General features: G+C 67.7%; 33 protein-coding genes. 19 read left to right on the forward strand and 14 right to left on the reverse strand.

Going from position 1 to position 26,902, the window contains the following annotated elements; all coding sequences use genetic code 11:
- Positions 1-38 precede the first annotated feature (38 nt).
- Genes ACW171_RS15675 through ACW171_RS15685 form a run of 3 tightly spaced genes read left to right on the forward strand, consistent with a single transcriptional unit; the run spans position 39 to position 1,893 of the window.
- Positions 39-1,193, forward strand: coding sequence for a phage portal protein (locus ACW171_RS15675; RefSeq protein WP_492094602.1), 1,155 nt, complete (start codon positions 39-41; stop codon positions 1,191-1,193).
- Entirely contained in the window at positions 1,193-1,420 is a 228-nt protein-coding gene (locus ACW171_RS15680) for a hypothetical protein (protein ID WP_492094604.1), read from the forward strand. The genes ACW171_RS15675 and ACW171_RS15680 overlap by 1 nt, the downstream gene beginning before the upstream one ends.
- Positions 1,417-1,893, forward strand: coding sequence for an HK97 family phage prohead protease (locus tag ACW171_RS15685; RefSeq protein WP_492094606.1), 477 nt, complete (start codon positions 1,417-1,419; stop codon positions 1,891-1,893). Before ACW171_RS15680 ends, ACW171_RS15685 begins: the two co-directional genes overlap by 4 nt.
- On the opposite strand, the gene ACW171_RS15690 is transcribed toward ACW171_RS15685, so the two are convergent.
- A complete protein-coding gene (locus tag ACW171_RS15690) occupies positions 1,826-2,374 on the reverse strand; it encodes a hypothetical protein (RefSeq protein ID WP_492094608.1) in 549 nt (182 codons plus the stop codon). The two genes, ACW171_RS15685 and ACW171_RS15690, sit on opposite strands and share 68 nt — an antisense overlap.
- A gap of 153 nt (positions 2,375-2,527) precedes the next feature.
- On the opposite strand from ACW171_RS15690, the gene ACW171_RS15695 reads away from it, so the two are divergent.
- From ACW171_RS15695 to ACW171_RS15730, 8 genes are all read left to right on the forward strand, one after another.
- Positions 2,528-3,754: a phage major capsid protein gene (locus ACW171_RS15695; RefSeq protein WP_492094610.1), complete on the forward strand. Its 1,227-nt coding sequence runs from the start codon at positions 2,528-2,530 to the stop codon at positions 3,752-3,754.
- 117 nt (positions 3,755-3,871) lie between these two features.
- Positions 3,872-4,138 (forward strand): head-tail connector protein, encoded by a 267-nt coding sequence (locus tag ACW171_RS15700; protein ID WP_492094612.1) that lies wholly within the window; start codon positions 3,872-3,874, stop codon positions 4,136-4,138.
- Positions 4,135-4,437, forward strand: coding sequence for a phage head completion protein (locus tag ACW171_RS15705; protein ID WP_492094614.1), 303 nt, complete (start codon positions 4,135-4,137; stop codon positions 4,435-4,437). The genes ACW171_RS15700 and ACW171_RS15705 overlap by 4 nt, the downstream gene beginning before the upstream one ends.
- A complete protein-coding gene (locus ACW171_RS15710; protein ID WP_492094616.1) occupies positions 4,434-4,841 on the forward strand; it encodes a DUF3168 domain-containing protein in 408 nt (135 codons plus the stop codon). Before ACW171_RS15705 ends, ACW171_RS15710 begins: the two co-directional genes overlap by 4 nt.
- 12 nt (positions 4,842-4,853) lie before the next feature.
- On the forward strand, positions 4,854-5,264 hold the full coding sequence (locus ACW171_RS15715; RefSeq protein WP_492094618.1) for a phage major tail protein, TP901-1 family: 411 nt from the start codon (positions 4,854-4,856) through the stop codon (positions 5,262-5,264).
- Between the two features lie 5 nt (positions 5,265-5,269).
- Entirely contained in the window at positions 5,270-5,560 is a 291-nt protein-coding gene (locus tag ACW171_RS15720; RefSeq protein WP_492094620.1) for a GTA-gp10 family protein, read from the forward strand.
- A gap of 19 nt (positions 5,561-5,579) precedes the next feature.
- A complete protein-coding gene (locus ACW171_RS15725) occupies positions 5,580-5,750 on the forward strand; it encodes a phage tail assembly chaperone (protein WP_492096653.1) in 171 nt (56 codons plus the stop codon).
- On the forward strand, positions 5,740-6,273 hold the full coding sequence (locus ACW171_RS15730; protein ID WP_492094622.1) for a phage tail tape measure protein: 534 nt from the start codon (positions 5,740-5,742) through the stop codon (positions 6,271-6,273). Before ACW171_RS15725 ends, ACW171_RS15730 begins: the two co-directional genes overlap by 11 nt.
- A gap of 11 nt (positions 6,274-6,284) precedes the next feature.
- Here the strand turns inward: ACW171_RS15730 and ACW171_RS15735 are convergent, their stop codons facing one another.
- Positions 6,285-6,971, reverse strand: a complete 687-nt coding sequence (locus ACW171_RS15735) for a DUF805 domain-containing protein (protein WP_492094624.1) — start codon at positions 6,969-6,971, stop codon at positions 6,285-6,287.
- 99 nt (positions 6,972-7,070) lie between these two features.
- Here ACW171_RS15735 and ACW171_RS15740 point away from each other — a divergent pair, with 99 nt between their 5' ends.
- The 8 genes from ACW171_RS15740 (at position 7,071) to ACW171_RS15775 (ending at position 16,940) form a co-directional block, all read left to right on the forward strand.
- Positions 7,071-7,709: a phage distal tail protein, Rcc01695 family gene (locus ACW171_RS15740; RefSeq protein WP_492094626.1), complete on the forward strand. Its 639-nt coding sequence runs from the start codon at positions 7,071-7,073 to the stop codon at positions 7,707-7,709.
- Between the two features lies 1 nt (position 7,710).
- Positions 7,711-8,355 (forward strand): phage/gene transfer agent baseplate hub protein, encoded by a 645-nt coding sequence (locus tag ACW171_RS15745; RefSeq protein WP_492094628.1) that lies wholly within the window; start codon positions 7,711-7,713, stop codon positions 8,353-8,355.
- Positions 8,352-8,792, forward strand: a complete 441-nt coding sequence (locus tag ACW171_RS15750) for an NlpC/P60 family protein (protein WP_492094629.1) — start codon at positions 8,352-8,354, stop codon at positions 8,790-8,792. Before ACW171_RS15745 ends, ACW171_RS15750 begins: the two co-directional genes overlap by 4 nt.
- Before the next feature lie 14 nt (positions 8,793-8,806).
- Entirely contained in the window at positions 8,807-12,517 is a 3,711-nt protein-coding gene (locus ACW171_RS15755) for a baseplate multidomain protein megatron (RefSeq protein WP_492094631.1), read from the forward strand.
- An 89-nt stretch (positions 12,518-12,606) separates the two neighbouring features.
- Positions 12,607-13,524 (forward strand): DnaJ C-terminal domain-containing protein, encoded by a 918-nt coding sequence (locus tag ACW171_RS15760; protein WP_492094633.1) that lies wholly within the window; start codon positions 12,607-12,609, stop codon positions 13,522-13,524.
- Positions 13,524-14,687, forward strand: a complete 1,164-nt coding sequence (locus ACW171_RS15765; protein ID WP_492094634.1) for a phosphoserine transaminase — start codon at positions 13,524-13,526, stop codon at positions 14,685-14,687. The genes ACW171_RS15760 and ACW171_RS15765 overlap by 1 nt, the downstream gene beginning before the upstream one ends.
- Positions 14,688-14,759: 72 nt before the next feature.
- Positions 14,760-16,055, forward strand: a complete 1,296-nt coding sequence (locus ACW171_RS15770; protein WP_492094636.1) for an adenylosuccinate synthase — start codon at positions 14,760-14,762, stop codon at positions 16,053-16,055.
- Positions 16,056-16,130: 75 nt separating this feature from the next.
- Entirely contained in the window at positions 16,131-16,940 is an 810-nt protein-coding gene (locus ACW171_RS15775) for a response regulator (RefSeq protein ID WP_492094638.1), read from the forward strand.
- Between the two features lie 73 nt (positions 16,941-17,013).
- Here the strand turns inward: ACW171_RS15775 and rpoH are convergent, their stop codons facing one another.
- From rpoH to ACW171_RS15835, 12 genes are all read right to left on the reverse strand, one after another.
- Positions 17,014-17,901, reverse strand: coding sequence for an RNA polymerase sigma factor RpoH (rpoH, locus tag ACW171_RS15780; protein WP_492094639.1), 888 nt, complete (start codon positions 17,899-17,901; stop codon positions 17,014-17,016).
- 194 nt (positions 17,902-18,095) lie between these two features.
- A complete protein-coding gene (locus ACW171_RS15785; protein WP_492094641.1) occupies positions 18,096-19,019 on the reverse strand; it encodes a ThuA domain-containing protein in 924 nt (307 codons plus the stop codon).
- Between the two features lie 79 nt (positions 19,020-19,098).
- Entirely contained in the window at positions 19,099-19,404 is a 306-nt protein-coding gene (locus tag ACW171_RS15790) for a GNAT family N-acetyltransferase (protein WP_492094643.1), read from the reverse strand.
- Between the two features lie 10 nt (positions 19,405-19,414).
- Complete coding sequence (locus ACW171_RS15795) at positions 19,415-20,359, reverse strand: RluA family pseudouridine synthase (RefSeq protein WP_492094645.1); 945 nt, start codon at positions 20,357-20,359, stop codon at positions 19,415-19,417.
- 62 nt (positions 20,360-20,421) lie between these two features.
- The gene (gene fba, locus ACW171_RS15800; RefSeq protein WP_492094647.1) at positions 20,422-21,507 is read right to left on the reverse strand and encodes a class II fructose-bisphosphate aldolase; all 1,086 of its coding nucleotides are present in this window, start codon (positions 21,505-21,507) and stop codon (positions 20,422-20,424) included.
- A gap of 83 nt (positions 21,508-21,590) precedes the next feature.
- Entirely contained in the window at positions 21,591-21,737 is a 147-nt protein-coding gene (locus tag ACW171_RS15805; protein ID WP_492094649.1) for a hypothetical protein, read from the reverse strand.
- Between the two features lies 1 nt (position 21,738).
- Positions 21,739-21,975 carry a hypothetical protein gene (locus tag ACW171_RS15810; RefSeq protein WP_492094651.1) on the reverse strand — a complete coding sequence of 79 codons (237 nt, stop codon included), beginning with the start codon at positions 21,973-21,975 and terminating at the stop codon, positions 21,739-21,741.
- Entirely contained in the window at positions 21,972-23,168 is a 1,197-nt protein-coding gene (locus ACW171_RS15815; RefSeq protein WP_492094653.1) for a phosphoglycerate kinase, read from the reverse strand. Before ACW171_RS15815 ends, ACW171_RS15810 begins: the two co-directional genes overlap by 4 nt.
- Positions 23,165-23,701 carry a hypothetical protein gene (locus ACW171_RS15820; RefSeq protein ID WP_492094655.1) on the reverse strand — a complete coding sequence of 179 codons (537 nt, stop codon included), beginning with the start codon at positions 23,699-23,701 and terminating at the stop codon, positions 23,165-23,167. The genes ACW171_RS15815 and ACW171_RS15820 overlap by 4 nt, the downstream gene beginning before the upstream one ends.
- The gene (gene gap, locus ACW171_RS15825) at positions 23,702-24,709 is read right to left on the reverse strand and encodes a type I glyceraldehyde-3-phosphate dehydrogenase (protein WP_492094657.1); all 1,008 of its coding nucleotides are present in this window, start codon (positions 24,707-24,709) and stop codon (positions 23,702-23,704) included.
- Positions 24,710-24,820: 111 nt separating this feature from the next.
- A complete protein-coding gene (locus tag ACW171_RS15830) occupies positions 24,821-25,942 on the reverse strand; it encodes a glycosyltransferase family 4 protein (RefSeq protein WP_492094659.1) in 1,122 nt (373 codons plus the stop codon).
- Positions 25,939-26,901 carry a glycosyltransferase family 2 protein gene (locus ACW171_RS15835; RefSeq protein ID WP_492094661.1) on the reverse strand — a complete coding sequence of 321 codons (963 nt, stop codon included), beginning with the start codon at positions 26,899-26,901 and terminating at the stop codon, positions 25,939-25,941. Before ACW171_RS15835 ends, ACW171_RS15830 begins: the two co-directional genes overlap by 4 nt.
- Between the last annotated feature and the right edge of the window lies 1 nt (position 26,902).

Here is a 26,902-nt window from a genome sequence, read left to right on the forward strand (position 1 = left end):
CAGCGGCGACGGTCGGGCGTCACAGACAAAGGATCGCCATGAACTGGATGAACCGGCCGTTCGGTCGGCGCACGCGTGCGCCTGAGATCAAGGACAGCCGGACGGGGCCGATGATCGCCCTGACCGGCTCGGGGCGGCCGAGGTGGACGCCCCGCGACTACGCCAACCTGGCGACCGAGGGGTTCGGCAAGAACGCCGTGGCCTATCGCTGCGTGCGGATGATCGCCGAAGCGGCGGCCTCGGCACCGTTGATCGTGTTCGCCGACGGGGTTCGCGACGACGAGCACCCCGTTGCTCGGCTGCTGAGAAAGCCCAACCCGGAACAGTCGGGCGCGGAGTGGCTGGAGGGGGTGTACGGCGCGCTGCAGACGGCGGGCAATGCCTACGTGGAGGCGGTGGGCGAGGCGGCGCCCAGCGAGTTGTGGAGCCTGAGGCCGGATCGGGTGAAGATCATACCGGGCAAGGCGGGCTGGCCCGAGGCCTATGAGTACGCCGTCGGCGGGCGCTCGGTGCGGATCGGGCGCGAGACGGACGGCTGGATGCCGGTGATGCAGCTGAAGCTGTTTCACCCGACGGACGATCACTACGGCTTCTCACCGCTGGAGGCCGCCGCATTCGCGATCGACGTGCACAACAGCTCCGGCGCCTGGAACAAGGCGTTGCTGGACAATGCGGCGCGGCCGAGCGGGGCGCTGGTGTTCGCGTCCAAGGATGGAGAGCGGTTGTCGGAAGCGCAGTTCGCCGCGCTGAAGGCCGAACTGGGCGAGGCGCATGCGGGGGCGGCGAATGCGGGGCGTCCGCTGGTGCTGGAGGGCGGTCTGGACTGGAAGCCGATGTCGATGACGCCGGCCGACATGGACTTCATCGCCGGGAAACATGCGGCGGCGCGAGAAATCGCCCTGGCGTTCGGGGTGCCGCCGCAACTGCTGGGGATCCCGGGCGACGCGACCTACGCCAACTATCGCGAGGCCAACGCGGCCTTCTGGCGGGGGACGGTGGTCCCACTGGCGCGGAAGACGGCGGGGGCGCTGACAGGGTGGCTCGGCGGACGGTTCGAGGGGGTGAAGGTCGAAGCGGACCTGGACGCGGTCCCGGCCTTGCAGCCCGAACGGGATGCGCTGTGGGCGCGACTGTCGGCGGCGAGCTTCCTGACGGACGAAGAGCGTCGGCGGATGGCGGGGGTGGGCGCGTGATGGACGACGTGAAGAAGACGGCGACGGCGCTGGGCGTCGCGCTGGTGATCCAGACGGTCGGAGGCCTGGTCTGGGCCGGTGGGGCGGCGGCGCGGATCGCGACGCTGGAGGAGCGGGTCGGAGAGCAACGGCTGGTCGCAGAAAGGCTGGCGCGGCTGGAAGAGCAGGGCGTGGCGACGCGGGCGGCGGTGGCCCGGATTGAGCACCGGCTGGAGGAAATGCGATGAGCGTGGTGCTCGAGGCAGGCCTGAAGATCCAGGGCTATGCGTCGCTCTGGGGCGTGGCGGATCTGAACGGGGATGTGGTGGCGAAGGGCGCGTTCGTCGACAGCCTGAAGCGGACAGGGGCGGGCGGGGTGCGGATGTTGCATCAGCACGAGAGCCGCGCGGTGGTCGGGGTCTGGGACGAGATCGTCGAGGACGGGCGGGGGCTGTTCGTGCGTGGGCGGATCGCCGACTGGTCGGCGGAGGCGCGATACGCCCAGGCGTTGAGCCGGGCGGGGGCGCTGGATGGACTGTCGATCGGGTTTCGTGCGGCGAAGGCGCGCAGGGACGGACGGCTGAGGGTGCTGTCGGGTGTAGAACTTTGGGAGGTGTCGCTGGTGACGTTTCCGATGCTGCCGGGGGCGCGGTTCAGGACGCAGGCAGGTACTTCGCCGGCAGCGGAATCGTCGGCGTCTCGCTCTGCCAGTAGATGCTGATGACCCACCAGCGACTTCCGTCGCCGAAGAGCTGGATCGAGTTGATCCCGCGCGCGAAGGGCGTCGGGTCCGAGGCGGCATGGCGGCTGTCGTAGGTCGAGAAGACGTGGGTCATGTGGCCGAAGGTCTCGACCCGGCTGGCTGTCTCGACCTCGTGGAAGCCGCGCAGGAGGAAGGGCTCGGCGCGGGCGATATACTCGTCGGGCGTCATGAAGACGACGGTGGCCGGGCCCTCGGCCGGGCCACCAATCGGGCTGAGACGAGCCGAGGGATGAAACAGGTTGCGGAACCGGTCCCAGTCGCGAGGCACGCCAGCGTCGCCGGAAATGCTGGCGTAGAGGGCGGTGATGATGGCGTCAGCCGAGGCGACGTCCTCGGCATAGGGCGCTGAAGCGGGCGCGGCAGCGGGCGTCGGCGACTGGGCGAGCGCCGGGATGGCCAGGCCCACGGCGAAGACGAAGGCGAGCAGAACCTGGCGCATGACGAACTCCGTTGTGTGAGGCGTCACTATGTGAGGAACCGGGTCGCGCCGACAAGGGCTCGCGCGGGTTTGAGAAACTTCCCGGTCGCCGCTCGCGGCGCCGGAGGGCGGAGGGGCGTGGCTTGAGCCCGCTCCATTTCAACTGGAGACACCATGAGAGAGACCAAACAGGCTTCCGCCTCGCCGGAAGCGCGCGCCGCCATGCATGAAATGATGGCGGCGTTCGAGGCGTTCAAAGGGGCCAATGACGCCCGGCTGAGCGAGATCGAGAAGAAGGCTTCGGCCGATACGCTGCTGGAGGAAAAGGTGGCGCGGATCGACCAGGCGGTGGGGCAGGCCCAGGCGCGTCTGGATCGGGCGATGTCAGAAGCGCGCAGGCCGGCGATCGGGGGCGAGCCGGCCTTGGTCGCCTCGGCGCCGGAAGCCAAGGCGGCGTTCGAGGGCTATGTGCGGACCGGGCGCGAGCTGGGTCTTGAGCTGAAGGCGGGTCTGTCGTCGGCGTCGAACTCGGGCGGCTATGTCGTTCCGCCGGAGACGGAGCGGGCCATCGAGCGACGCCTGATGGCGACCAGTCCGATGCGCGAGATCGCCACGGTGCGCACGGTGGCGTCGGGCGTGTTCCGGAAGCCGGTGTCGACGGCGGGTATCGCCTCGGGCTGGGTGGCCGAGACAGCCGCGCGTCCGGAGACGGATCCAGCGACTCTGGCCCTGTTGGAGTTCCCTGCGGCCGATCTCTACGCCAATCCGGCGGCGACGCAGTCGTTGCTGGATGATGCGCTCGTCGATCTGGACGAATGGCTGGCCTCGGAAGTCGAGGACGCCTTCGCGGCGCAGGAGACGACGGCCTTCGTCACCGGCGACGGGGTGAACAAGCCCAAGGGCTTCCTGGGCTATTCGATCGTGGCGGACGCAAGCCACGCCTGGGGCGACCTGGGTTATGTGGCGTCGGGTGCGGCGGGGGCTTTTGCGGCGTCGAGCCCGACCGACAGGCTGATCGACCTGATCTATGCTCCCAAGGCGCAGTTCCGGCCGAACGGGCGCTTCGTGATGAACCGCAAGACGGTCTCGGCGGTGCGCAAGTTCAAGGATGCGGACGGCAACTACATCTGGTCGCCGGCGACGCGGCCGGGCGAGACGGCGAGCCTGCTGGGCTATCCGGTCACCGAGATCGAGACGATGCCGGACATCGCGGCCAACAGCCACGCCATCGCGTTCGGCGACTTCCAGCGCGGCTATCTGATCGTCGATCGCGCGGGGGTGCGGGTGCTGAGGGACCCCTATTCGGCCAAGCCCTATGTGCTGTTCTACACGACCAAGCGCGTGGGTGGCGGGATCCAGAACTTCGACGCCATCAAGGTGATGAAGTTCGCCGCGAGCTGACGCTCGCGAGGGCTTAGTGAGTAGGGCTTAGGGCTTAGGGAGGATGGCGGGGGCAGGACCTCAAGCCCGGATTCCCAAGACCTAAGCCCTCGATTTCCAGACATCGAGAGGTTTCCCATGACCGCACCCGTGAGCCTCACGGAGGCGAAGTTGTTCCTGCGCGTCGAGCACGAGGCGGAGGACGAGCTGATCCAGACCTTGATCGACGCCGCCCAGGCGAGGGTGGAGGGAGAGGCGGGGCTGAGTCTGACCTCGACCTCGGCGGCACCGCTGAGGCTGGCCATCCTGATGCTGGCCTTGCGCGCCTATGAGCGGGGCGAGGTGGAGATGCCGATCCGGCCGGTCGAGGCCTGGATCGCGCCCTATCGGGCGGTGAGGCTGTGAGGCGGTTGGCCGAGTTGCTGGATCCCGTGGAGGCGGAGACGCCCTATGGCGGGCGGGCCGTCAGCTACGAGCCGCTGGGGTCCGTCTGGTTGAAGATCGAGGGGCGACGGCGGCGCGAACGAACCGAGGCCGGGCCGACCTCGGCGGTCGATGTAGCTGTCGCCGAGACGCGCCTGGATCCCCGGCTGACCGAGGGGCGGCTGGTGCGGTTCGGCGGGGGCGATTGGGTGATCGCTTCCGTGAACGGCGATCCGGACCGGCCCGGACGGGTCTCCCTGAACATCGAGAGGACGCGATGAGCGGACATGAAATGGCGCTGCAGAAGGCGCTGATCGCGCACCTGCGAGCGGACGCGGCGCTGAAGGCGCTGCTGGGCGATCCGGCGCGGGTCTGGGACGCAGCGCCGCGAGGCGCAGGCTATCCCCATCTGCTGATCGGGCGGTCGGAAAGCCGGCCGGTCGAGGCGGACGGATGCGGGGTCGAGCATCAGCTGACGCTGCGCTGCGCGTCCCGGTTCGAAGGGACGGAGGAGGCCAAGGCGATCTGCGCGGCGGTGCGGGCCGCGGTCCACGAGGCGGCGCTGGAGGCGGATGGGGTTCGCGCCTTGTCGATCCGCGCGACCTTCGCCGACGTGTTCCGATCCAGCGATCACAGACGGACCTGGGGCGTGGTGCGCGTTCGGGCCGTCACAGAATACATCTGAGGGAGATCCGACATGGCCGCACAGCGCGGGAAAGACATACTGCTGAAGATCGAAAGTGCGCCCGGCGTGTTCACGACGGTCGCGGGATTGCGGGCGCGGACGATCTCGCTGAACGCCAGGACGGTGGATGCGACGGATGCCGACAGCGCCGGCCGGTGGCGAGAGCTGCTGGGCGGGGCGGGGGTGAAGTCGGCGGCGGTATCGGGGCAGGGCATATTCCGAGATGCGGCGTCGGACGCCCTGATCCGGGAGGCCTTCTTCGATCAGGCGTTGAAGACCTGGCGACTGGTCGTGCCGGATTTCGGCGTGCTGGAAGGGCCGTTCCTGATCTCGGCGCTGGAGTACGCAGGCGATCATGAGGGCGAGGCGACGTTCGCGATCAGCCTGTCCAGCGGGGGCGCGGTCGCGTTCAGCGCGACGTGAGGGCCGTGAACCGGGCAAGAGGCGAGGCGGTTGCCGTGCTGGCGGGGGAGGAGCGGAGGTTGTGTCTGACGCTCGGGGCGCTGGCGGAGATCGAGACAGCCCTGGGGGTGTCGGGGGTTGCAGGCCTGGCGGAGCGGATGCGGTCGCTGTCGGCGCGAGACCTGATGGCCGTGCTGGCGGCGTTGCTGCGCGGCGGGGGAGAAGAGGCGCTGGCGGTCGAGCTGGAGCGGGTGAGGATCGATCCGGTCGAGGCTGCAGAGGCGGTGGCTCTCGCATTCGGCGCCGCGCGTGGCTGAGGCGACGCCTTGGGCGGCGATGATGCGGACGGCCGTGGCGCTGGGCATCGAACCTGAGCGGTTCTGGCGGTTGTCGCTGGCGGAGTGGCGGATGCTCACCGAAGCGGCACCGGGTGCGGTCCCGATGGGACGCGCTGAATTTGAGCGACTGATGGCCGCCTGGCCGGATGGAGGTTTCGATGAGCGATGACGATCGTCCCGATGCGCTGGACAGCGTACCCGCGCGGGTGGCGGAAGCGGCAGCGGCGCTGGAGGCCTTAACGGAGCCGGCTGAGCGAGCGGCTGCGTCGATCGAGGAGGCCTTCGAGCGGGCGGGGGCCAGTCTGACGCGGTCCCTGGCGCGGGCGGCTGCGGATGGAGAGGTCAGCCTGGCCGAGCTGGCGCGCGCGGTGCTGGGTGCCGTCGGCGCCGGCCTGGGCGGATCGGGCGGCGGACTGGGCGCGGCGATCGCCCAGGCTGTTGCAGGCTCGGTGGGCTTCGGCGGGGCGAGGGCCGACGGCGGGCCGGTTTTGGGCGGCGGGGCCTATCTGGTCGGCGAACGCGGGCCGGAGGTGTTTCGGCCCCACGGCTCGGGCGTGATCGAAAGCGGCGGGGCCGGTGGGATAACGGTGAACGTCAGCGTCGACGGCGGAGCGCCTGCGCTGCTGAGATCCGAGGCGCAGATCGCCCAGATGCTGGCCAGGGCCGCCGCGCTGGGCGCGCGGCGGCTGTAGTCAAAAGCGGATCAGAGGCCCTTCGGGTTGGGACCGAAGCGGTTGTCTCCGCGCTGGCTGTCGCTGATGCCGATCCAGAGCAGGAAGATCAGCCCGACCAGACCCATGATGATGCCGATCCCGAGCATCGGCAGGAAGGTCGCAATGATGACCTCCGGATCCTCATTCTCGATCGCCTGCCAGTTCAGGAGGGCCGACACGCCGACGGTCATAACCATGGAAGTCACGCCGACGATCGTGGTGACGATCGGGATGAGGACCAGCCAGCCGGACTTGCCCATGTCGTGAAGGCGGGTGACCTGGATGGCTGTGTTCGGCCAGATCAGCAGAAGTCCGATGATCGTGCCGATGAAGGGGATCAGGTTCACGACGAAGCCTGCCACGAGCAGGCAGATCCAGGCGATCCAGAAATGCGAGCGCCGGGTCCGGCCCATGAACGAGAAGAAGACGGTCTTGAAATCGAAGCCGTCGATGGGAACGCCGGGCGTGGCCGAAGGCGCGCCTGGAGCAGGCGCGGCGGCCAGAAGCATGATGTTCGTAGCCTCGCCGGCGACCGGCACGAAGTCGACGCGCAGGCCGGCGGTGATAGCGGCGGGCGGAGAGACGGCCTCGCGGGCGAAGCTGTAGCGGATGCCGTCGTCGCCCGAGATTAGGCCTGCGCCCGAGGCGTCGTCGAAGCTGAGAATCTGACCGCGCATTGAACCTCGGGCTCCCCTGTCGGCGGCCGGGCCCGGCCGCCTTCGGGCGCGAGACTGGACGAGCGACGCCCGCCCCACAAGTTAAACAGGAGCAATGTAATGGCCTTTCACGAGGTGCGCCTGCCTGCGCGGCTGGCGTTCGGATCGACGGGCGGGGTCGAGCGGCGGACCGATGTCGTGACCCTGGCGTCCGGCTTCGAACGCCGCTCCAGTCCCTGGTCGATGGGACGCAGGCGCTATCTGATCGGCGCGAACCTGAGGTCGCTGGCGGACATGGCGGAGCTGACCGACTTCTTCGAGGCGCGCCGGGGGCGACTGTACGGGTTTCGGTTCCGGGATTTCGCGGACTTCGCATCGTGCGGACCCGGTGGGACGCCGACAGCCGAGGATCAGGCGCTGGGCTTCGGAGACGGAACGCGAACGACGTTTCAGTTGGCGAAGGCCTATGGCGATCCGGGCCCTGGTCTAGACCAGGTCCTTCGCCCGATCAGCAAGCCGGTCGATGGATCGGTCAGGGTCTCGGTCGCCGGTATCGAGCTGGCGAGCGATGCGTTCGCGACCGATGCCGTGACGGGCGTGGTGACCTTGTCATCGCCGCCGGCGTCGGGCGTCGTGGTTAGAGCAGGCTTCCTGTTCGACACGCCAGTTAGATTCGACGCGGATCGACTGGAAGTCACCCTGGAGAGCTTCGGCGCGGGTCGGATGGCGGCTGTGCCGCTGATCGAGTTGCGGCTCTGAGATGCGCGACATTCCGGAGGAGATGGCCGCCCGCATCGAAAGCGGGGCGGCGACGCTGTGCCATGTCTGGATCGTGGAGCAGACGGACGGCGAGCGGCTTGGGTTCACCGATCACGACAGGGGTCTGAGCATCGATGGCGTGATCTGTCACGCGGCCAGCGGTTGGTCCCAGGGGGCGGCGGAGGCGGCTGTCGGCCTGTCGGCGGGGAGCCTGGCGGTCGGCGGGGTTCTCGATGATGAGCGGATCGTCGAGGCGGAGGTGGCGTCGGGTCTGTGGGACCGAGCCACGGTGGCGGTATGGCGCGTGGACTGGCGGCGTCCGGACTTGAGGGTGCTGCTCGGCCGTGGGGCGCTGGGCCGGATACGGCGCGAGGGCGAGGCGTTCACGGCCGAAATCGACGGGCCTCTGGCGGCATTGGACCGGGTGGTCGGGCGGACCTACGGACGGACCTGCGACGCCGTTCTGGGCGACGGCCGGTGCGGCGTCGCGCCCGCCGGCAGGGTCTGCGACAAGCGTTGGGAGACGTGTGTCGGGACCTTTGGCAACGGCGCCAACTTCCAAGGCTTTCCGGACATTCCGGGCGACGATTTCCTGACCGCCTACCCGGCGGCGGGCGGGCAGCATGACGGCGGGAGCCGGCGATGAGTGCGGCGGTCGACGCGGCACGGGGATGGCTCGGCACCCCCTATCGGCATCAGGCGAGCCTCAAGGGCGAAGGTGCGGATTGCCTGGGTCTGGTGCGCGGGGTGTGGCGCGAGACGGTGGGGGCGGAGCCGACGGAACTGCCGGCCTATCAGCCCGACTGGGCCGAGGTGGGCCGGGCGGAAACCCTGCTGGCGGCTGCCCGCCGTTGGCTGATCGAGAAACCGGTCGAGGCGATGGAACCGGGCGACGTCCTGCTGTTCCGGATGGCCGAGGGCGTGCCGGTGAAACACTGCGCCATCCTGAGCGCGGTCGGCGGACCTGAACCTCGGATGATCCATGCCTATTGGGGGCGGGCGGTGGTCGAGAGCTGGATGGGGCCTTGGTGGAGGCGACGGCTGACAGCCGTGTTCGCCTTTCCGGCGGGGCGGGCCGAATGACAAGGGGATCGTGAATGGCGCAGGTGGTTCTTGGCGGGATCGGCGGATTGGTCGGCGGCGGGGTCGGGCGCGCGGTCGGAGCTGCGCTCGGGGGAGTTGTCGACCGCGGACTGACGGGCGCGTTGTCGCCTGCGGTCCAGCGTGGACCGCGACTGGAAGCGCTGCGGATTCAATCGACGGCCGAGGGTGCGCCGATGGCATGCGCCTTCGGCCGGGCGCGGGTGACCGGCCAGATGATCTGGGCCGCCCGGTTTCTGGAACGGCGACATGAAAATGGTGGCGGCAAGGGCGGGCCTCGGACGGTCGATTACAGCTATTCGCTGAGCTTCGCGGTGGCGGTGTGCGAGGGGCCGATCGACGGGATCGGTCGGGTCTGGGCAGACGGCCGACTGATGGACCAGACCGACGTGGCCATGCGAGTCTATCGCGGGACGCCGGATCAGACGCCGGATCCCCTGATCGAGGCCATTGAGGGGGCGGCTCCCGCCTATCGCGGCACGGCCTATGTCGTGTTCGAGGACCTGGCGCTGGACGCCTTCGGCAACAGGGCGCCGCAGCTCAGCTTCGAGGTGTTTCGCCGGCCAGGCGGTGAAGGACTGGAGGAAAAGCTGGAGGGGGTGTGCCTCATCCCCGGGGCGGGCGAGTTCGTGTTGGCGACCGAGCCGGTGATGCGGCGAGATGGACTCACCAGGACGACGGCGGAAAACGTCCATCTCGGCGATGGGCGCACGGACCTGACGGCGTCGCTCGATCAGCTGGCGGCGCAGTGTCCGAACCTGAAGCGGGTCAGTCTCGTCGTCGGTTGGTTCGGCGACGATCTGAGGGCCTCGCATTGCCGGGTGAGGCCCGGCGTCGAACGGCGCGACAAGTCGACGGAACCGCTGGAATGGTCGGTGGCAGGTCTGGGGCGTGCGGACGCGCATCTGATTTCCGAAGTTGATGGCACACCGGCCTATGGGGGCACCCCTTCGGACGAGACGGTTCGGCAGGCTGTGGCGGCAGTGAAGGCTCGGGGGTGGGCCGTCACCCTCTATCCCTTCGTGTTCATGGACGTGGCGGCGGACAATGATCTGCCGGACCCTTACGGCGGCGCGCGACAGGCGGCCTATCCGTGGCGTGGGCGGATCAAGGGACGGGACGGGGCCGATGCGCCGGCCGATGTCGCAGCGATCTTCGGCGGCGAGTGGGGACTGCGGCGACTGGCGCTGCACTATGCCGGACTGGCGGCAGAGACGGGCTGCGACGGCGTGCTGATCGGATCCGAGATGCGCGGGCTGACCTGGACGCGGGATGCGGCGGGCGGATATCCGGCGGTCGATGGCTATCGGGTGCTGGCGGAGGATTGCCGGGTCATCGTTGGACCGAGCGTTGGCCTGTCCTATGCCGCCGACTGGTCGGAGTATTCGGGCCACCGGCCGGGTGACGGCTCGGGGGATGTGATCTTCCATCTGGACCCGCTGTGGGCCGATGAGGCGATCAGCTATGTCGGGATCGACTGGTATCCGGCGCTCGGCGACTGGCGCGACGGTGACGGCGGGCTGGACGCGGAGACTTTCGAGAGCGCGGACGATCCGGCCTATCTAGCGAGCCAGGTGGCGGGTGGAGACGGCTTCGACTGGTATTACGCAGACGACGCGGATCGCGCCGCACAGGTGCGGACGCCGATTGCCGATGCAGCGCAGGGCGAGCACTGGGTGTTCCGATCCAAAGATCTGGTCGGTTGGTGGTCTAACGCTCACCACGACCGGCCGGGCGGGCTACGCAGCGCGACGCCCACAGCCTGGATCCCGGGAATGAAGCCGATCCGTCTTACGGAGTTCGGCTGCGCTGCGGTCGACCGGGGCGGCAATGCGCCGAACCTGTTCCAGGACCCAAAGTCATCCGAAAGCTTCCTGCCGCCGTTTTCAACGGGTGCCCGGAGCGACCGGATGCAACGGCGGGCGCTGGAGGCGGTGCTGAGCCATTTCGAAACGCCTGCAAACAACCCTGTCTCGGCCGTCTACGGCGGGCCCATGATGGATGGGGCTGACGCCTGGTGCTGGGATGCCCGGCCGTATCCGGCGTTTCCTGCGCGCGCCGAGGTGTGGGCGGATGCCGGCGCATGGGCGTCGGGACACTGGCTGAACGGTCGGCTGAGTGGCGAGGCGGGGCCTCTGCTGTCGGCGATGCTGAGGCGCGGCGGCGTCGATGACTTCGAGGTCGGTCGAACGCAGGGCGCGATCGCGGGCTATGTCATCGATCGGCCGATGCGGACTCGCGATGCGCTGCAACCGCTGTTGCAAGCCCTCGGCATGACGGCGGGAGAGCGCGGCGGTCGCGTCTCGCTGATCGGAGAAGAGGCGGGGGGCGACGTGCTGGCGCTAGACAGGCTGGCCCTGACTGATAGCGGCGGCGGTCTTGTGCGGGCGCGTTCTCTGGAGGCTTTGCCGGCGGCCGCACGGGTGCGTTTCATCGACGAGGGCGCCGACTATCAGACCGGGGCGACCGTGGTGCGCGGCGAAGGCGACGGCGGCAGTGTGGATGCCGATCTGCCTGCTGTCTGCGATCCCGGTCTGGCCAAGGCGCTGGCGCGACGGCTGCTGAAAGGCGACGGCGACGATCGTCTGACGGTGGCGCTGGGGCCTCTGGAGACCATCCGGCTGGAGGCCGGCGACGCTGTGGCAGTCGAGGGCGAGGCGGGGGCATGGACGGTCGAACGGGTGACGCTGGACGAAACCCCAACGGCTGTCTTGGCCCGACGCGATGGCGAAGCGGTCGAGTTCGAGGCCACGGTGTGGAGGTCGTCACCTGCGGTCGAGGCGGCGGGAATGCCGTTCGCGCGCATCCTCGACCTGCCGCCCTTGCCGGGGGCTGAAGAGGACCAACGTCCGATCGCGGTCGTGGCCTGTGAGCCCTGGCGGCCGATGACCGTGCACGTCGGGGAGGACGCCGAGACCTTGACCGCGCGAGGCGTGGTCGGATCACCCGCGACGGTCGGGCGGCTGACACAGGCGCTCGCGCCGGGCGTTCTCCATCGCTGGGACGAACTGAACACGGTCGTGGTGCGGCTGGAAGGTCCCGCTCCGTCCAGTGTGTCCGAGACGGCTATGTTGGGCGGGGCGAACCTGGCGGCCATCGAGACTGTGGCGGGCTGGGAGATCATGCAGTTCCACCATGCGACCCTTTTGGGTGATGACGTGTGGCGGCTGAGCGGACTCCTGCGAGGGCAGCAGGGGACGGAGTGCGAGATGGCGGCAGGCGCGCCGGCGGGTGGGCTGGTCGTGCTGCTGGATACCTTGGCCGGGCGCTTCGACACGGCGATCGGGGAGCGAGGGCTGGCGCGGATCGCGCGGGTCGGGCCCAGCGGGCGTGCGCCCGGCGGCGGCGGATTCGCAGAGATATCCTTCACGCCGATGAGGCTTCATGCGCGGCCGTGGAGCCCGATTCTCAGCCTGTCCGAGGACGAGCACGGGCGACGGATGGATTGGCTTCCCCGTGCGCGCGTCGGCGACGTCTGGGATCTTGAACCGGCCGAGGTCGATCCTCGGCGATTCCGCGTCCGGGTGCTGGATGCAGGGGTCGAACGGCGTGTCTTCGAGGTCGAAGGGACGTCAGTCGTCTATCCAGCCGAGGACATGGCCGAAGACTTTCCGGGTGGTCTCGACGCCGGTTCCATGGTGAGCGTCGCACAATATGGCCCCGGTTTTGGGTGGGGCGTGGAGGCGCAGGCGCCGCTGATCGTCTGAAAAACATTGCGCCGCACACCGCATGCCTTAACTGACGAGACGCAGGCCGGTCGCGTTGTGTGCGCCGGATACGACGGAGCGGCGACGGCGTGGCGGGTGATCCCTACAAGGAATTGGGCGTGTCCAGAGGGGCGAGCGCCGCCGACATCAAGGCCGCGTTCCGCAAGCTCGCCAAGGAATTGCACCCGGACAAGAACCGGGGCGACACAGCGACCGAGGAGCGGTTCAAACGCGTCTCTGCGGCATTCGACCTGCTGAACGATCCGGACAAGAAGGCGAAATACGACGCCGGCCAGATCGACGCCGACGGTCAGCCCCAGTATCGCGGCTTCGGCGGACAGCCGGAGGGCGCGGGCGCCGGCGGGTTCGGAGGCTTTGGGGCGGGCGGTCCCGGCGGTCCGGGCGGGCGCGCCGCGTTCGAGGATATCGACCTGGACGAAATTTTCGGCCGTTTCGGGGGCGGCGGGCGCGGTCGGGCGGCGGGCTTCGGACGCGGCCAGGATGTGCGCGCCACGCTTGAGATCAGCCTGGAGGACTCCATCGGCGGGGCGACCCGTCGCATACAGTTCTCGGACGGACGGACGCTCGATGTCGCAATCCCCAAGGGCGCGACGAACGGTCAGACCATCCGCCTGCGCGGGCAGGGAACGGCCGGGCGGACAGAGCCGGGCGACGCCCTGATTGAGCTGCGGATCGCGCCCCATCCGGTCTTCAAGGTGGATGGCGCGGACCTGACCATGGATCTGCCGATCTCGGTTCCCGATGCGATCCTGGGCGGCAAGGTGGAGTGCCCGACGCCGGACGGTGTGGTTTCGGTGACCGTCCCTGCCGGATCGAACTCGGGCCAGATCATGCGGCTTCGTGGCAAGGGCGCGTTCGCCGGCGGCGGGCGGGGCGATCTGAAGGTCCGGCTCATGGTGACCCTGCCCGACAAGATCGACCCGATCCTGCAGCGCGTCGCCGAGGACTGGCGCTCGAACCGTCCCTACAAGCCGGGCAAGAGCTGATGATCTCCAAGCCGAATGTGAAGCCGGCGCGGCCCTGGTTCTCGGCGGGGCCGACGGCCAAGCGGCCGGGCTGGACGTCTCAAGCCCTGCCGCATGATCTGCTGGGCCGAGGTATTCGCGCGCCTGAGGTCGTCGAGCGGTTCGCCTACGGTCTGCGGCTGACGAAGGAGGTCCTTCAGGTTCCGGAGGACTGGGTGCTGGCTTATCTGCCAGGCTCGGATACGGGCGCCGTCGAAGCGGCCTTGTGGAACATGCTGGGCGAGCGGCCGGTCCAGGTCATGGCCTTCGAGAACTTCGGCAAGCAATGGGCCGTCGATGCGAAAGATCACCTGAAACTCGAAGCGCTGGAAATCCTTGAGGCGCCTTGGGGACGGTTCCCAGACGTCTCGAAGGTCGATTCGGCGAAGGATCTGGTCTTCCCATGGAACGGCACGACCTCGGGCGTGAAGACACCGGGCGTGGACTGGATTTCGGACGACCGCGAGGGGCTCGTGATCTGTGACGCGACCTCGGCGGCCTTCGCCATGCCGATGGATTTCTCCAAGCTGGATGTGGTGACCTTCTCGTTCCAGAAGGCCCTGGGCGGGGAGGCCGGCATCGGGGTGGCGGCGCTGTCGCCGCGCGCCGTGGCACGGCTGGACAGCTATGAGCCGCCGCGCGCCGTGCCTAAGGTTCTGCGTCTGAGGGATGCCAAGGGGTTCGACCGGTCGCTGGCGACGGGTACGATGATCAACACCTTCTCGCTGTGGACGTTGGAAGACTGGATCGACGCGCTTGAGTGGGCCAAGGGGGCAGGCGGGCTGGACGAGCTGTTCCGGCGGACGAATGCGAACGCAGCGGCCCTGGACACCTGGGTGCGGCAGACGAGCTGGATCGACTATCTGGCCGAGGATGTTTCGATCCGATCGACGACATCAGTGTGTCTGAAGATCGTCGATGCGCGCGTGACGGCGCTGGACGACGCCGGGCGGCAGGGCTTCGTGAAGCGGATCAAGACGTTGCTGGAATCGGAAGGCGCGGCGTTCGATGTCGAAAGCCATCGGAATGCGCCGGCGGGCCTGCGCATATGGTGCGGCAGCACGGTCGAGACGGACGACATCGTCGCCGGCGCGCCGTGGCTGGACTGGGCGTTTGAGACGGCCGTTGAAGACCTCCCTGCCTAAATCGTCCCGACCGGGACGACATCCGACGATTCCCCCGCTATAGGCTGCGCCCGCATTAGCGGGAGACGTGCCTTGGCGAACGTAGCGGTGGTCGGAGCTCAGTGGGGCGACGAGGGCAAGGGCAAGATCGTCGACTGGTTGTCGAACCGGGCCGATATCATCGTGCGGTTCCAGGGCGGTCATAACGCCGGCCACACGCTGGTCGTGGACGGCAAGGTCTACAAGCTGGCGTTGCTGCCCAGCGGCGTCGTGCAGGGCAAGCCCTCGATCATCGGCAACGGCGTCGTCGTCGATCCCTGGCACCTGGTCGGCGAGATCGCCAAGATCGAGGCCCAGGGCGTGACGATCAATCCCGATATCCTGACCATCGCCGATAATGCCTGCCTGATCCTGTCCATCCATCCGGCGCTGGACGTGGCGCGTGAGGCGGCGGCGAGCGCGCCGGGCGCCAAGATCGGCACGACCGGGCGGGGCATCGGCCCGGCCTATGAAGACAAGGTCGGGCGGCGCGCGATTCGCGTCTGCGACCTGGCCAACGAGGACGACCTGAAGGTCAAGATCGAGCGTCTGCGCTCGCATCACGACCCGCTGCGCGCGGGTCTGGGGCTGGAGCCCATCGATCCGGAGGCGCTGCTGGCGCAGTTGCTGGAGATCGCACCGAAGATCCTCCCCTATGTGAAGCCGGCCTGGCGCGTGCTGGATCAGGCCCAGAAGGCGGGCAAGCGAATCCTGTTCGAAGGCGCGCAGGGGGCTTTCCTCGATGTGGACCACGGCACCTACCCTTACGTGACCTCGTCCAACACCGTGGCCGGTCAGGCGGCGGCGGGTTCGGGGATGGGTCCGCGCGGCGTCGGCTATGTGCTTGGGATCGTGAAGGCCTATACGACGCGCGTCGGCGAAGGTCCGTTCGCCTGCGAGCTCAACGACGCGGTGGGAGAGCATCTGGCCACGGTTGGTCGCGAGGTCGGCGTCAATACCGGCCGGGCCCGTCGCTGCGGCTGGTTCGACGCGGTGCTGGTGCGTCAGTCTGTGGCGATCAACGGCATCGACGGCATCGCCCTGACCAAGCTGGACGTTCTGGACGGGCTGGAAACGCTGAAGATCTGCGTCGGCTACCGCGTCAATGGCGAAGTGCTGGACTATCTGCCGTCAAGCCTGAAGGACCAGGCCGCGGCCGAGCCGGTGTTCGAGGAACTGCCGGGCTGGAACGAGAGCACGGCCGGGTCGCGCAGCTTCAAGGACATCAACGCCAACGCGATCAAATACGTGCGGCGGATCGAGGAACTGATCGGCGCGCCGGTGGCCCTGTTGTCGACCAGCCCCGAACGGGACGACACCATCCTTATGCGCGATCCTTTCCAGGGCTGAGAAATCCGTTTGCGTTCAACGCGACCTTAACCGGTAGGGGTTAGCCATAAGGCTGATCCTCTCCGGAGTTGCTTAGTGTTCGCAGCCGACGCCAAGACCCTGAACCGCATAGAGCCGGTCGTGCGGCGCGTGCTGATCGCCGACCCGAACACTGCGTCGGCGCGCCTGTTGCTGGACATCATGAAGAGCCTGGGCGCGCGCGAGGTCGTGACCGAGTCCGACGAAAGCCGTGTGCTGGACCATGCGCGCGAGATGGAGCCGGGCCTGATCTTCACCGAGCGCAACGGCCCGCGGCTGGACGGCGAACGTCTGGCCAAGAGTATTCGCCGCTCGAACTTGGCCTGCCGCCGCGCACCCATCATCATGATGACCGCCGATGCGACCGCGACCTCCATCAAGGGCGCGCGTGATTCCGGCATTCACGAGTTTCTGAGAAAGCCCTTCACTTCGGCCGATCTGTTCCGGCGCGTCGAGAACGTGGCGCTGAAGCCGCGCGACTGGATCGAGGCCGTCGGCTACGTCGGTCCGGACCGGCGCCGGTTCAACTCGGGCGAATACGCCGGGCCGCAGAAGCGCAAGGCCGATAAGCCGGCGACGGCCGCGGCTGCCGCTCTTGCGGTCAAGGATCAGGCCCTGCGCATCCTTGCCGCCTCACTGGCCCAGTTCGACAGCGATCCGATGCAGGCCGCGCGCGCGGTCAAACAGCAGGCGGAAACGTTGAAGGCGTTGGCGATGAAGACATCCGACACGCGACTGGCCATCGCCGCAGCGGGGCTGGAAGGCTGTCTGGCCGCCGGTGCTCCGACCAAGGCCGGGCTTGCCGGGCCGATCGGCGCGATCTTGGCGCTTGCCGAGCCGGGAACGGAACTGGCCCGGGCCGGCTGATCCTTCTGATCGAATAGCAAACGGGCGCACGAGGATCTCGTGCGCCCGTTCATCGTTTGAGCCGTTGGGCGGGTTACGCGTCGACGAGGTTCCGCTCTTCCGCAGCGGCCCGCATGGCCTTCTGCAGCTTCTCGAAGGCGCGGACCTCGATCTGACGAACCCGCTCGCGAGAGACGCCGTACTGGCCGGCGAGCTCCTCCAATGTGACCGGATCGTCCTTCAGGCGACGCTCGGTCAGGATGTGCTTCTCGCGATCCGTCAGCTCGCCCATGGCTTCTTCCAGCAGACCCATGCGCAGCGATTTTTCCTCGGATTCGGCCAGAGCCGTTTCCTGAGACACCGCGGTATCGTCCGCCAGCCAGTCCTGCCATTCGCTCTCGCCGTCCGAACGGATCGGAGCGTTCAGCGAAGAGTCGCCGCCGAGACGGCGGTTCATGTTGGTGACCTCTTCCTCAGACACGCCCAGCTTGGTGGCGATGGCGGAGAGATGCTCGGGATGCAGGTCGCCTTCCTCGAAGGCCGAGATCTGGCTCTTGGCCTTGCGCAGGTTGAAGAACAGCTTCTTCTGCGCCGCCGTGGTGCCCATCTTCACGAGCGACCAGCTGCGCAGGATGTATTCCTGGATCGAGGCGCGGATCCACCACATGGCGTAGGTCGCCAGGCGGAAGCCCTTGTCCGGATCGAATTTCTTCACGGCCTGCATCAGGCCGACGTTGCCTTCCGAGATCACCTCGCCGATCGGCAGGCCGTAGCCGCGATAACCCATGGCGATCTTGGCCACGAGGCGAAGGTGGGACGTCACGAGGCGGTGCGCGCTCTCGGAGTCCTGGTGCTCGGTCCACCGTTTGGCGAGCATGAACTCCTCGTCCTTGGTCAGCATCGGAAACTTGCGGATTTCCGTCAGATATCGCGACAGTCCCTGTTCAGGCGACATCACCGCGAGTGATTTCAGTGCAGCCATTTGGTCCCTCCGAACCTAGATAAGAGCAGGCTCGACGCAGGCGGCCACCGAATGTGCGCCGTCTCCTCACCCCTCAACCGGACAAGTAGCTACGGGTTGCCGTCTTTGTCAGAGGCGGATCGTCACACAACAGCGTGACCGTGACCCAGGCGCCACTCGCGCCGATGAGAAGGGTTGTAGCGGATAGTCAGTCCTTAATCAATACGCACCTGGACTCTTCTCGGAGCAGGTGCCGCGATGACCGAAATGGCGTGCGCCCGGTTGGCTTCGGCGCACGGACCTTCCTCCAAATAGAGGGGCTGAAGCGCCCGTATTGCCTGGGCGGCGTGGTCGTGCTCCCGGGCGGGTGGGGCCCCTTCGCTGGCCGTAAAGGCGTCGATCGCGGCCTGGTCCTGAACCCAGAGATTGGGGGCCGCCGGCGCTTCGGTCCGGCGCCCGGTCCAGCGGATGGCCGCGAGAATCTGGCTGCGGAACCGGTGGTCGTCCCACGTCGAGGGCGTATGGCCGAGGTTGGTGTAGAAAAGGCGGCCTTGGCCGATCTGACGAACCCAGGTCACCGGAACCGGGTAAGGCCGTCGCAGAGGGCCGGCGCGCATGTCCAGGGTCTGCAGGACCCGCACGCGCTCGGGCTGGAAGCCAGAGTACTGATAAATCTCCTCGGCGTAATCAGTCCCATCGGGCCACAGGGTGGCCAGTGGATGTGTCGGTTCCAGATTGGCCAGCCGGATCGGCGTGCCTGCGGTCCACGGATGGCCGTCGAACTTGCCGCCGATGAAATCGACATAGGCCGCCTCTCCCCCATCGAAGGCGAGGGATGTGTCGGTCGCGCTGTGCACGCCGATGAAGCCGCCTCGCCCACTCTCGATCCAGGCAACAATCGCGGTCCACGCGTCGTGATCGATAGGCAGGGTGCCGGTCGTGTAAAAGATCAGGACATCGAGGTCGGACAGGCGGTCGGCCGTGATGTCGCGTGCATCCTGCGTCAGCTCGACGGTGAAAGTGCCGCTGTCGTCGGCCATGGTCTGGAGCGCCCGCTCCGAAGGGGCGAGGCCGTCGGCCGGACGGCGCGTCGTTTCGTGCACGAAGCCGACGGACTGGCTGAGGTAGAGGACGCGCACCGGTCGCTCCTGGGCGAAGGCAGGAAAGGTCGCGCTCAAGGCGACAAGGGCCAACAGGCCCGCGAACAACCGCACCGGTTTAGAGCCCGAGGATGTCGCGATAGCGGGGGTGGACGCTCTCGGCATGTTCGGGGTGCTTCTGCAGATAGGCAGAAAAGAAAGGGCAGACCGGCAGGATCAATAGGCCGCGCGCCTTGGCGTCGGCGATGACGTGCTTGGCCAGCCGGCTGGCGATGCCCTGACCCTCCAGCGCCTCGGGCACCAGCGTTTCGGTGATCATCAGGTTGGGTTCGGACAGGTTGTAGGTCACGACAGCCACCTGATCGCCTATCGGCAATTCGTAGCGGTGCATCTCGGTGTTATCGCGGATTTCGGCGTCGATCATGGCGGGCCTCTCAGAGGGCGGCAAGCAGGGTCTCGAGCGCCAGCATATCAGGTGGGAGCGCCGTTTCGAACCGCAACGCCTCGCCGGTCACCGGGTGGACGAAGCCCAGTACCGCAGCGTGCAGCGCCTGCCGCGTCAGACCTGCCTCCGCGATGGCGGCCTTCACGGGTGCGGCCGGGCTGCCGGAGCCGTAAACGGAGTCGCCGAGGATTGGCGATCCCTTCGAAGCCATGTGCACGCGGATCTGGTGCGTCCGCCCTGTGTGCAGGGTGCAGGCGACGCGCGCGGCCAGGGGCGCGGCGCCGGCCTTGGCGGGCACGGCGTAGCGGGCCTGGACGACATAGTCGGTGATGGCTTTGCGCCCCCCGGCCTTCAGCACCGCCATCTTCTTCCGATCCGACGACGAGCGGCCGATCTGGGTTTCGATCCGGCCGCGTTCCGGCGAGGGCGCGCCGCGCGTCAGGGCGATGTAGGTGCGCTCGATGTCGTGGGCGGCGAAAAGCTTCGACAGGCCCGCATGCGCCCGATCGGACTTGGCCGCGACCATGACGCCAGAGGTATCCTTGTCCAGCCGATGGACGATGCCGGGCCGGGCCACTCCGCCGATCCCCGACAGACTGTCTCCGCAGTGATGCAGCAGGGCGTTGACCAGGGTCCCGTCCGGCGTGCCCGGCGCCGGGTGGGCCGCCATGCCGAACGGCTTGTCGATGACGATCAGGTCCGCATCCTCGAACAGGACGGTCAGCGGAATGGCCTGGGGCAGGGGCGTCGCCGATGCCACCGGTGGAACCGCGATCGCATAGGTCCCGGCCACCGCCTTCGACGAGCCGTTGGTCAGCACCACCCCGTCCCGGCTGACTGCCCCCTCGGCGATCAGCGCCTGGATCCGCGCTCGCGACAGGTCTGGAACGACATCGGCCAGCGCCTTGTCCAGGCGCTGGCCGGCGATCGTCACCTGGACGGTCAGAACCTCGCCGCCGGACGAGTCGTCCGGATCGGCTTCGTCGTTGAAGTCGCTCAGGACGCGGCCTTCAATTCGCGACCGTAGACCGGGTCCAGATCGCCCTTGGCGTAGCGCTTGGCCATCTGGGCGGTGGACATCGGGCGGATCGACGAGGCCTGACCCTCGCAACCGAACTGCTGATAGCGCTCCATGCAGAGCTTCTTCATCGCCTCCTTGGCCGGCTTCAGCCAGGCACGCGGATCGAACTCGCCCGGCTTCTCGGCCAGCAACTTGCGGACCGCGCCGGTCATGGCCATGCGGTTGTCGGTGTCGATATTGACCTTGCGCACGCCGTGCTTGATGCCGCGCTGGATCTCCTCGACCGGCACGCCCCAGGTCTGGGGCATCTGGCCGCCGTACTGGTTGATGATGTCCTGCAGATCCTGCGGCACGCTCGACGAGCCGTGCATGACCAGGTGGGTGTCCGGCAGGCGGCGGTGGATCTCCTCGATCACATTCATGGCCAGGACGTCGCCGTCGGGCTTGCGCGTGAACTTGTAGGCACCGTGCGAAGTGCCCATGGCGATGGCGAGCGCGTCGACCTTGGTGCGGCTGACGAAGTCGACGGCCTGGTCCGGATCGGTCAGCAGTTGGGAGTGATCCAGCACGCCCTCGAAGCCATGGCCGTCCTCGGCCTCGCCCATGCCGGTCTCGAGCGACCCCAGCACGCCCAGTTCGCCCTCGACCGAGACGCCGCAAGCGTGGGCCATCTCCGTGACGCGGCGGGTGACGTCGACATTGTATTCGTAGTCGGCGGGCGTCTTGGCGTCATCCATGAGGGAGCCGTCCATCATCACCGATGTGAAGCCGTACTGGATCGCCGTGGCGCAGGTCGCCGGGCCGTTGCCGTGGTCCTGGTGCATGCAGACCGGGATGTGCGGATAGAGCTCGGCCAAGGCGTCGATCAACTTGGCCAGGACGATGTCGTTGGCATAGGAGCGGGCGCCGCGCGAGGCCTGGATGATGACCGGCGCGTTGACGGCTTCCGCCGCCTCCATGATCGCCAGGCCCTGTTCCATGTTGTTGATATTGTAGGCCGGCAGGCCGTAGTCGTTCTCGGCCGCGTGGTCGAGAAGCTGTCGCAGCGTGATGCGCGCCATGGGAAAGGCTCCTGAGGTCGTGTTTTTCCCCGTTTAGCGGTGGGACGGCCTCAAGTCACGCCGTGTAACAGCCGGGGGCGGCGCTATTCGGCCGGGTGTGTCCGTTCCCATTCGGCGCGTCGCTCGGCGTCCCGGGCCCACTTGCGTTCGTCCAACATGTGCATCGCGTAGAGAATAGCGACGAGCAGGGTCGAACCGCCAGCCACGGTGAGGGTCCATTCAAGCGACATGTCAGTCCTCCAGGCCCTTCAAAATGCGCCTCGCGACACTGTGGAATGCGACCAATATAGCAGTCAGCAGGCCGAAAGTCAGGATGGATCCGTCGCCTTGATCGACCGTGATGAGGGGCGTTACCACCCCAAGGCCGAACACCGTCAGCCCAATGGTGTTCACGGTCGCAGCCATGAGCTTGCGTCGCTCGTTCTTCGCCGCCTTGCTGATCGGCCTCGGATCGAAGCCGTGGCTCACGCTTTCAGCGCCTCGACCCCAGGCAGGGCCTTGCCCTCCATCCACTCCAGGAAGGCGCCGCCTGCGGTCGACACGAAGGTCATGTCGTCCACGACGCCCGCATGGTTCAGCGCCGAGACCGTGTCGCCGCCCCCGCCGACCGCGATCAGGGTCCCGGCCTTGGCCAGGGCCGCCGCATGATGCGCGACCGCGACCGTGGCGGTGTCGAAGGGCGGGACCTCGAACACGCCCAGCGGCCCGTTCCAGATCAGGGTCTTGGACTGCGTGATCGCCTCGACCAGACGGGCGACCGTCGCCGGACCGGCGTCCAGGATCTTGTCGTCGGCGGCCAGCGCTTCGCCCGCCGTCACGGCCCGGCTCGCCGCGCCCGGCTTGACCTCGGTCGCCACGACGAAGTCGACGGGCAGCAGGAGTTCGCAGCCCCGCGCCTTGGCTTCGGCGATGATATCCAGCGCGGTCTCGGCCATGTCACGTTCGGCCAGTGAGCCGCCGATGTCCACGCCTTGGGCGAACAGGAAGGTGTTGGCCATGCCGCCGCCGATGGCGAGGCGGTCCAGCTTGCCGACCAGGTTCTTCAGCAGATCGAGCTTGGTCGAGACCTTGGCCCCGCCGACGATGCCGATCACCGGTTTCTTCGGATTGCCCAGCGCCGCATCCAGCGCCTCCAGCTCGCGCCGCATGGATTCGCCGGCATGGGCGGGCCGGTGATGCGCCACCCCCTCGGTCGAGGCGTGCGCCCGGTGGGCGGCGGAGAAGGCGTCGTTGACGTAGAGGTCCGCCAGTTCTGCCAGGCTGGTCGCGAACTCGGCGTCATTGGCTTCCTCGGCCGCGTGGAAGCGGACGTTTTCCAGCAGGACCACGCCGCCGGCGTCCAGATCGCGAATGGCGTCGAGCGCCGGGCCGCCGACGCAGTCTTCGGAGAACCGCACAGGGGCGCCCAGCAGTTCCGACAGCGGCTGGACCAGCGGCTTCAGGCTCATCGACGGCACGACCTGGCCCTTCGGCCGGTCGAAGTGAGCCAGCAGCGCCACCTTGGCCCCGGCCTCGCGCAGCTTTTTGATCGTCGGCAGGGCGACCCGCAGGCGCGTGTCGTCGGTGATCCGGCCGCTCTCCATCGGAACATTGAAGTCCACGCGGACCAGGGCGGTCTTGCCCACCAGCGAGCCGGCATCTTCGAGGGTGCGGAAGGTCATTGTGGGATCAGTTGTCCATTGGAGATGGTGAAATGTGTTAGGCGGCTCTTATCCGCCCATCGAAGCTCGACGCGAGCCGGATCAAAGGTCTTGATAGACTTGAGATCTGTAAGCACTTCGGTTTGGTCTTCGTTGATCTCTATCGTTTTTGACCCACACCACCGGTCGCCAGAAAAATAGACCGCGAGGGCAAAGCGACCGGCCAACCAGTCGTCGGCTACGGCGATTCCTTGCGACGCGATCTCGGCTGGATCATTGGTCGGCGGCAAGGTCCAGTCCGGAAAATGGGTGTCCCACAAACGAAGCTCGACAGTCAGTTCTTCGTCCCAAGTGTGTAGGATCACGGGCTCGATTTCACGGCCGTCGAGTTGATCTACGGTTAGAACCAGATATCCCGGCTCCCACCACATCCACTTGCCTTGATGCTTGTCAGCCCAAGGCTCGATGGCGGCGTATATGTCTGCAGACCACGCGCTAACCGGTTGGTCAGGCGTGGCCGCATAGGGAATCCCGACAGGCGCGGGATCCGACATCTACAGGAACTTCGCCATCACCATCGCGGTGTCGGCCATGCGCGTCGCGAAGCCCCATTCGTTGTCGTACCAGGTCAGGACGCGGGCCAGCTTGCCGTCGACGACCTGGGTCTGGGGCAGGGCGGCGGTCGAGGAGGCGGCGATGTGGTTCAGGTCGCTCGAGACCAGCGCCTCGTCCGTCGTGAACAGGACGCCCTTCATCGGACCGTCGGCGGCGGCCTGAAGCGCGGCGTTGATCTCTTCCACCGTGACCTCGCGACCGGCGACGACTTTCAGGTCGACGACCGAGACGTTCGGGGTCGGGACGCGGATCGACGATCCGTCCAACTTGCCCTTCAGTTCCGGCAGGACCAGGCCCAGGGCCTTGGCGGCACCGGTCGAGGTCGGGATCATCGACAGGGCGGCGGCGCGGCCCCGGTACAGGTCCTTGTGCATCGTATCCAGCGTCGGCTGGTCGCCGGTGTAGGAGTGGATGGTGGTCATGTAGCCGCGCTCGATGCCGAACAGGTCGTTCAGCACCTTGGCCACGGGGGCCAAGGCGTTGGTGGTGCACGATCCGTTCGAGACGATGATGTCGTCGGCGGTCAGGCTCTCGTGGTTGACCTTGTAGACGATGGTCTTGTCGGCGTTGTCGCCGGGCGCCGAGATCAGGACGCGCTTGGCGCCCGCCTTCAGATGGGCCTCGGCCTTGTCTTTTGCGGTGAAGATGCCGGTGCACTCGAACGCGATGTCCACGTTCAGGACGGCGTGCGGCAGGTTGGCCGGGTCGCGTTCGGCCGTGACCTTGATCTTGCCCATGCCCACGTCGATCCAGTCGTCGCCGTGCTCGATCGTGCCGGGGAAGCGGCCGTGGACCGAGTCATACTTCAGCAGGTGGGCGTTGGTGGCCACCGGACCCAGGTCGTTGATCGCCACGACTTCGATGTCGCGACGGCCATGCTCGACGATCGAACGGAGAACGAGGCGGCCGATGCGGCCGAAGCCGTTAATGGCGACGCGAACGGTCATGGGCAGGGTCTCCTCAGGGTGCGAATGTTCGTTGGCCGCTTCAATGGGGCCGGTCACGTTCGGTTTCAACCTCGAACACGCCCCAGTGTCTTCACACTCGACCATCGACTGTTACGCTTGCCCCCTCGCGTCCCAGTCCAGCGTCGGGAAGGTCGCCATGGCGCAGGCCCGCCAGGTGAAGCGTCCGGCCCGCTCCCGCGCCGCCTCGCCATCGGCCCGTCGCCGCCCCGGATCCTCGACATAGGTGCGGATCGCCGAGGCCAAGGCCGACACATCTCCCTGAGGCGTCAGTATGCCGGTGTCCCCCATCACCTCGGGCACGCCCCCGACCCGCGTTGCGACCGAGGGACAGCCTTGCGCCGCCGCCTCCAGCAGGACCAGACCGAACCCTTCCTTGCGCCCCGGCAGGTCCTTTGCCGCGAGGACATGACAGGCGGAACGCGCGTAGAGCCGCTTCAGGTCGCTCCGCGACACCGCGCCCGGCAGGACCAGGCCGACGTCCGCTGCACGGGCGAGATCGTGCAGTTCGCCCACATAGGCATCGCTCTCCGCCCGCCCCGCCGCCACGAACACCGTGTCCGTCCGGCCCGCCAGCGCGCGGATCACGTCGGCGTGGCCCTTGCGGGGCTCAAGCCGGCCCACGGCGCACACCACCGTGGCGTCCGGGGCGATCGCCGCGAGCATCTGGCTCTCGAACGGTCCAGCCGCCGGCTCGAACCAGTCCGTCTCGACGCCCAGCCAGGTCACGCGTCCGCTCGGGGCGTCCGACAATGCGGCCTCGAAATCCGTCAGGGTGGACCGCGAGTTGGCGCAGATCGCCTCGGCCCCGCGATAGGCCCGGCGCGCGATCAGACTGGCCGGTGAGCGGCCGGCCAGCTTGCTCACCTCGCTGCCGTGGATCATCGCCATATAGGCCCGCCCATGCACAGGCTTCAGCACCGACATCGCGATGACCGAGCGGATGTCGGCGGCCAGAACCGGCCAGTCGCGCGGCGCACCGCTCAGTGCGCTCACCAGTCCGGGAAAGGCGAACGGTGAAATCCGGTGGTGCCCGAACAGCCGCAACGCCTCGGCGTCGGCGGCCTCGCCCATCTCCGGATAGGCCGGCGCCACGACCAGCGCCTGATGACCCGCCGCGCGCACCTCCGCGACCAGCCGCGTCGCATAGGTCCCGATCCCGCCGGGGAAGGGCTCGTACTCGCAGGTCAGCACGATGACGCCCGACGCCGTCATCTCGACAGGCCCAGTGCCGCGCGCCGCTTGCGAAGTCGATCGCGCAGGACCCTTCGGAGCGGCCCACCCAGTGGACCCGTCAGCAGCACACCCGCCCACGCCAAGGGGCTGATCAGCCGAAGCCGCACCGCCAGGCCATAAAAGCCGGCCGACCTCTTCAGATCGTCCATCAGGAAATGCTGGTTGCCGAGCTTCCTCGCCCGCTCTGCCAGCCTGCGCGGCACAAGCGGCAACAGGCGCGGCTCCTCCGCCGCCGCGCGAAAGGCCACCAGCGCATGATGGGCCATCAGATCCCTCCGTCCCCCCGTGATGCTCGACGTCCGATACCGCTTCAGCAACAGAGGCGCGTCCGCCAGCGCGAACCGGCAGACGCGCGACAGGCGGATGAACAGGTCGGTGTCCTCGAACACCCGCACCGTCGCATCGAATCCTCCGGTGGCCTCCAGCGCCGTGCGTCGGATCACCACCGTCGAGGGAATGATAGGCGGGTCATTCAGGAAATAGGCCCGGGTCAGATCGGACGCCGCCGTGATGTCCTTCACCCCTGCGCGCCTCGCCGTCGCCAGATCCTCGCCCGCGAAATGCGAGAAGTCGGCGTAGCAAAGGCCCACACGGTCATCGGCGAAGACCGGCGTCTGGCGCTCCAGCTTGTCCGGGGCCCACAGGTCGTCGCCGTCCAGGATCGCGATCAAGGGTGCCGACGTCTCGCCGATGGCCAGGTTGCGCTGCGCCGAAAGCCCCGCGCCGCCCGGTCCGTAGATCACCCGGATCCGCCAGTCCCACCCCTCGATTTCGCGGAGCGCCGCCAGGGTCTCGTCGTCCGACCCGTCGTCGGCGATGACGATGTCCTCGATCAGGTCCCTGCGCGTCTGATCCAGCACGCTTTGCACCGCTGCCCCGATCCACCGTCCCTCGTTGAAGCAGGTCATGACGACGGACACCCGCAATGTCGGTTCCATC

This window comes from Brevundimonas sp. FV1ye28 (assembly GCF_058681135.1).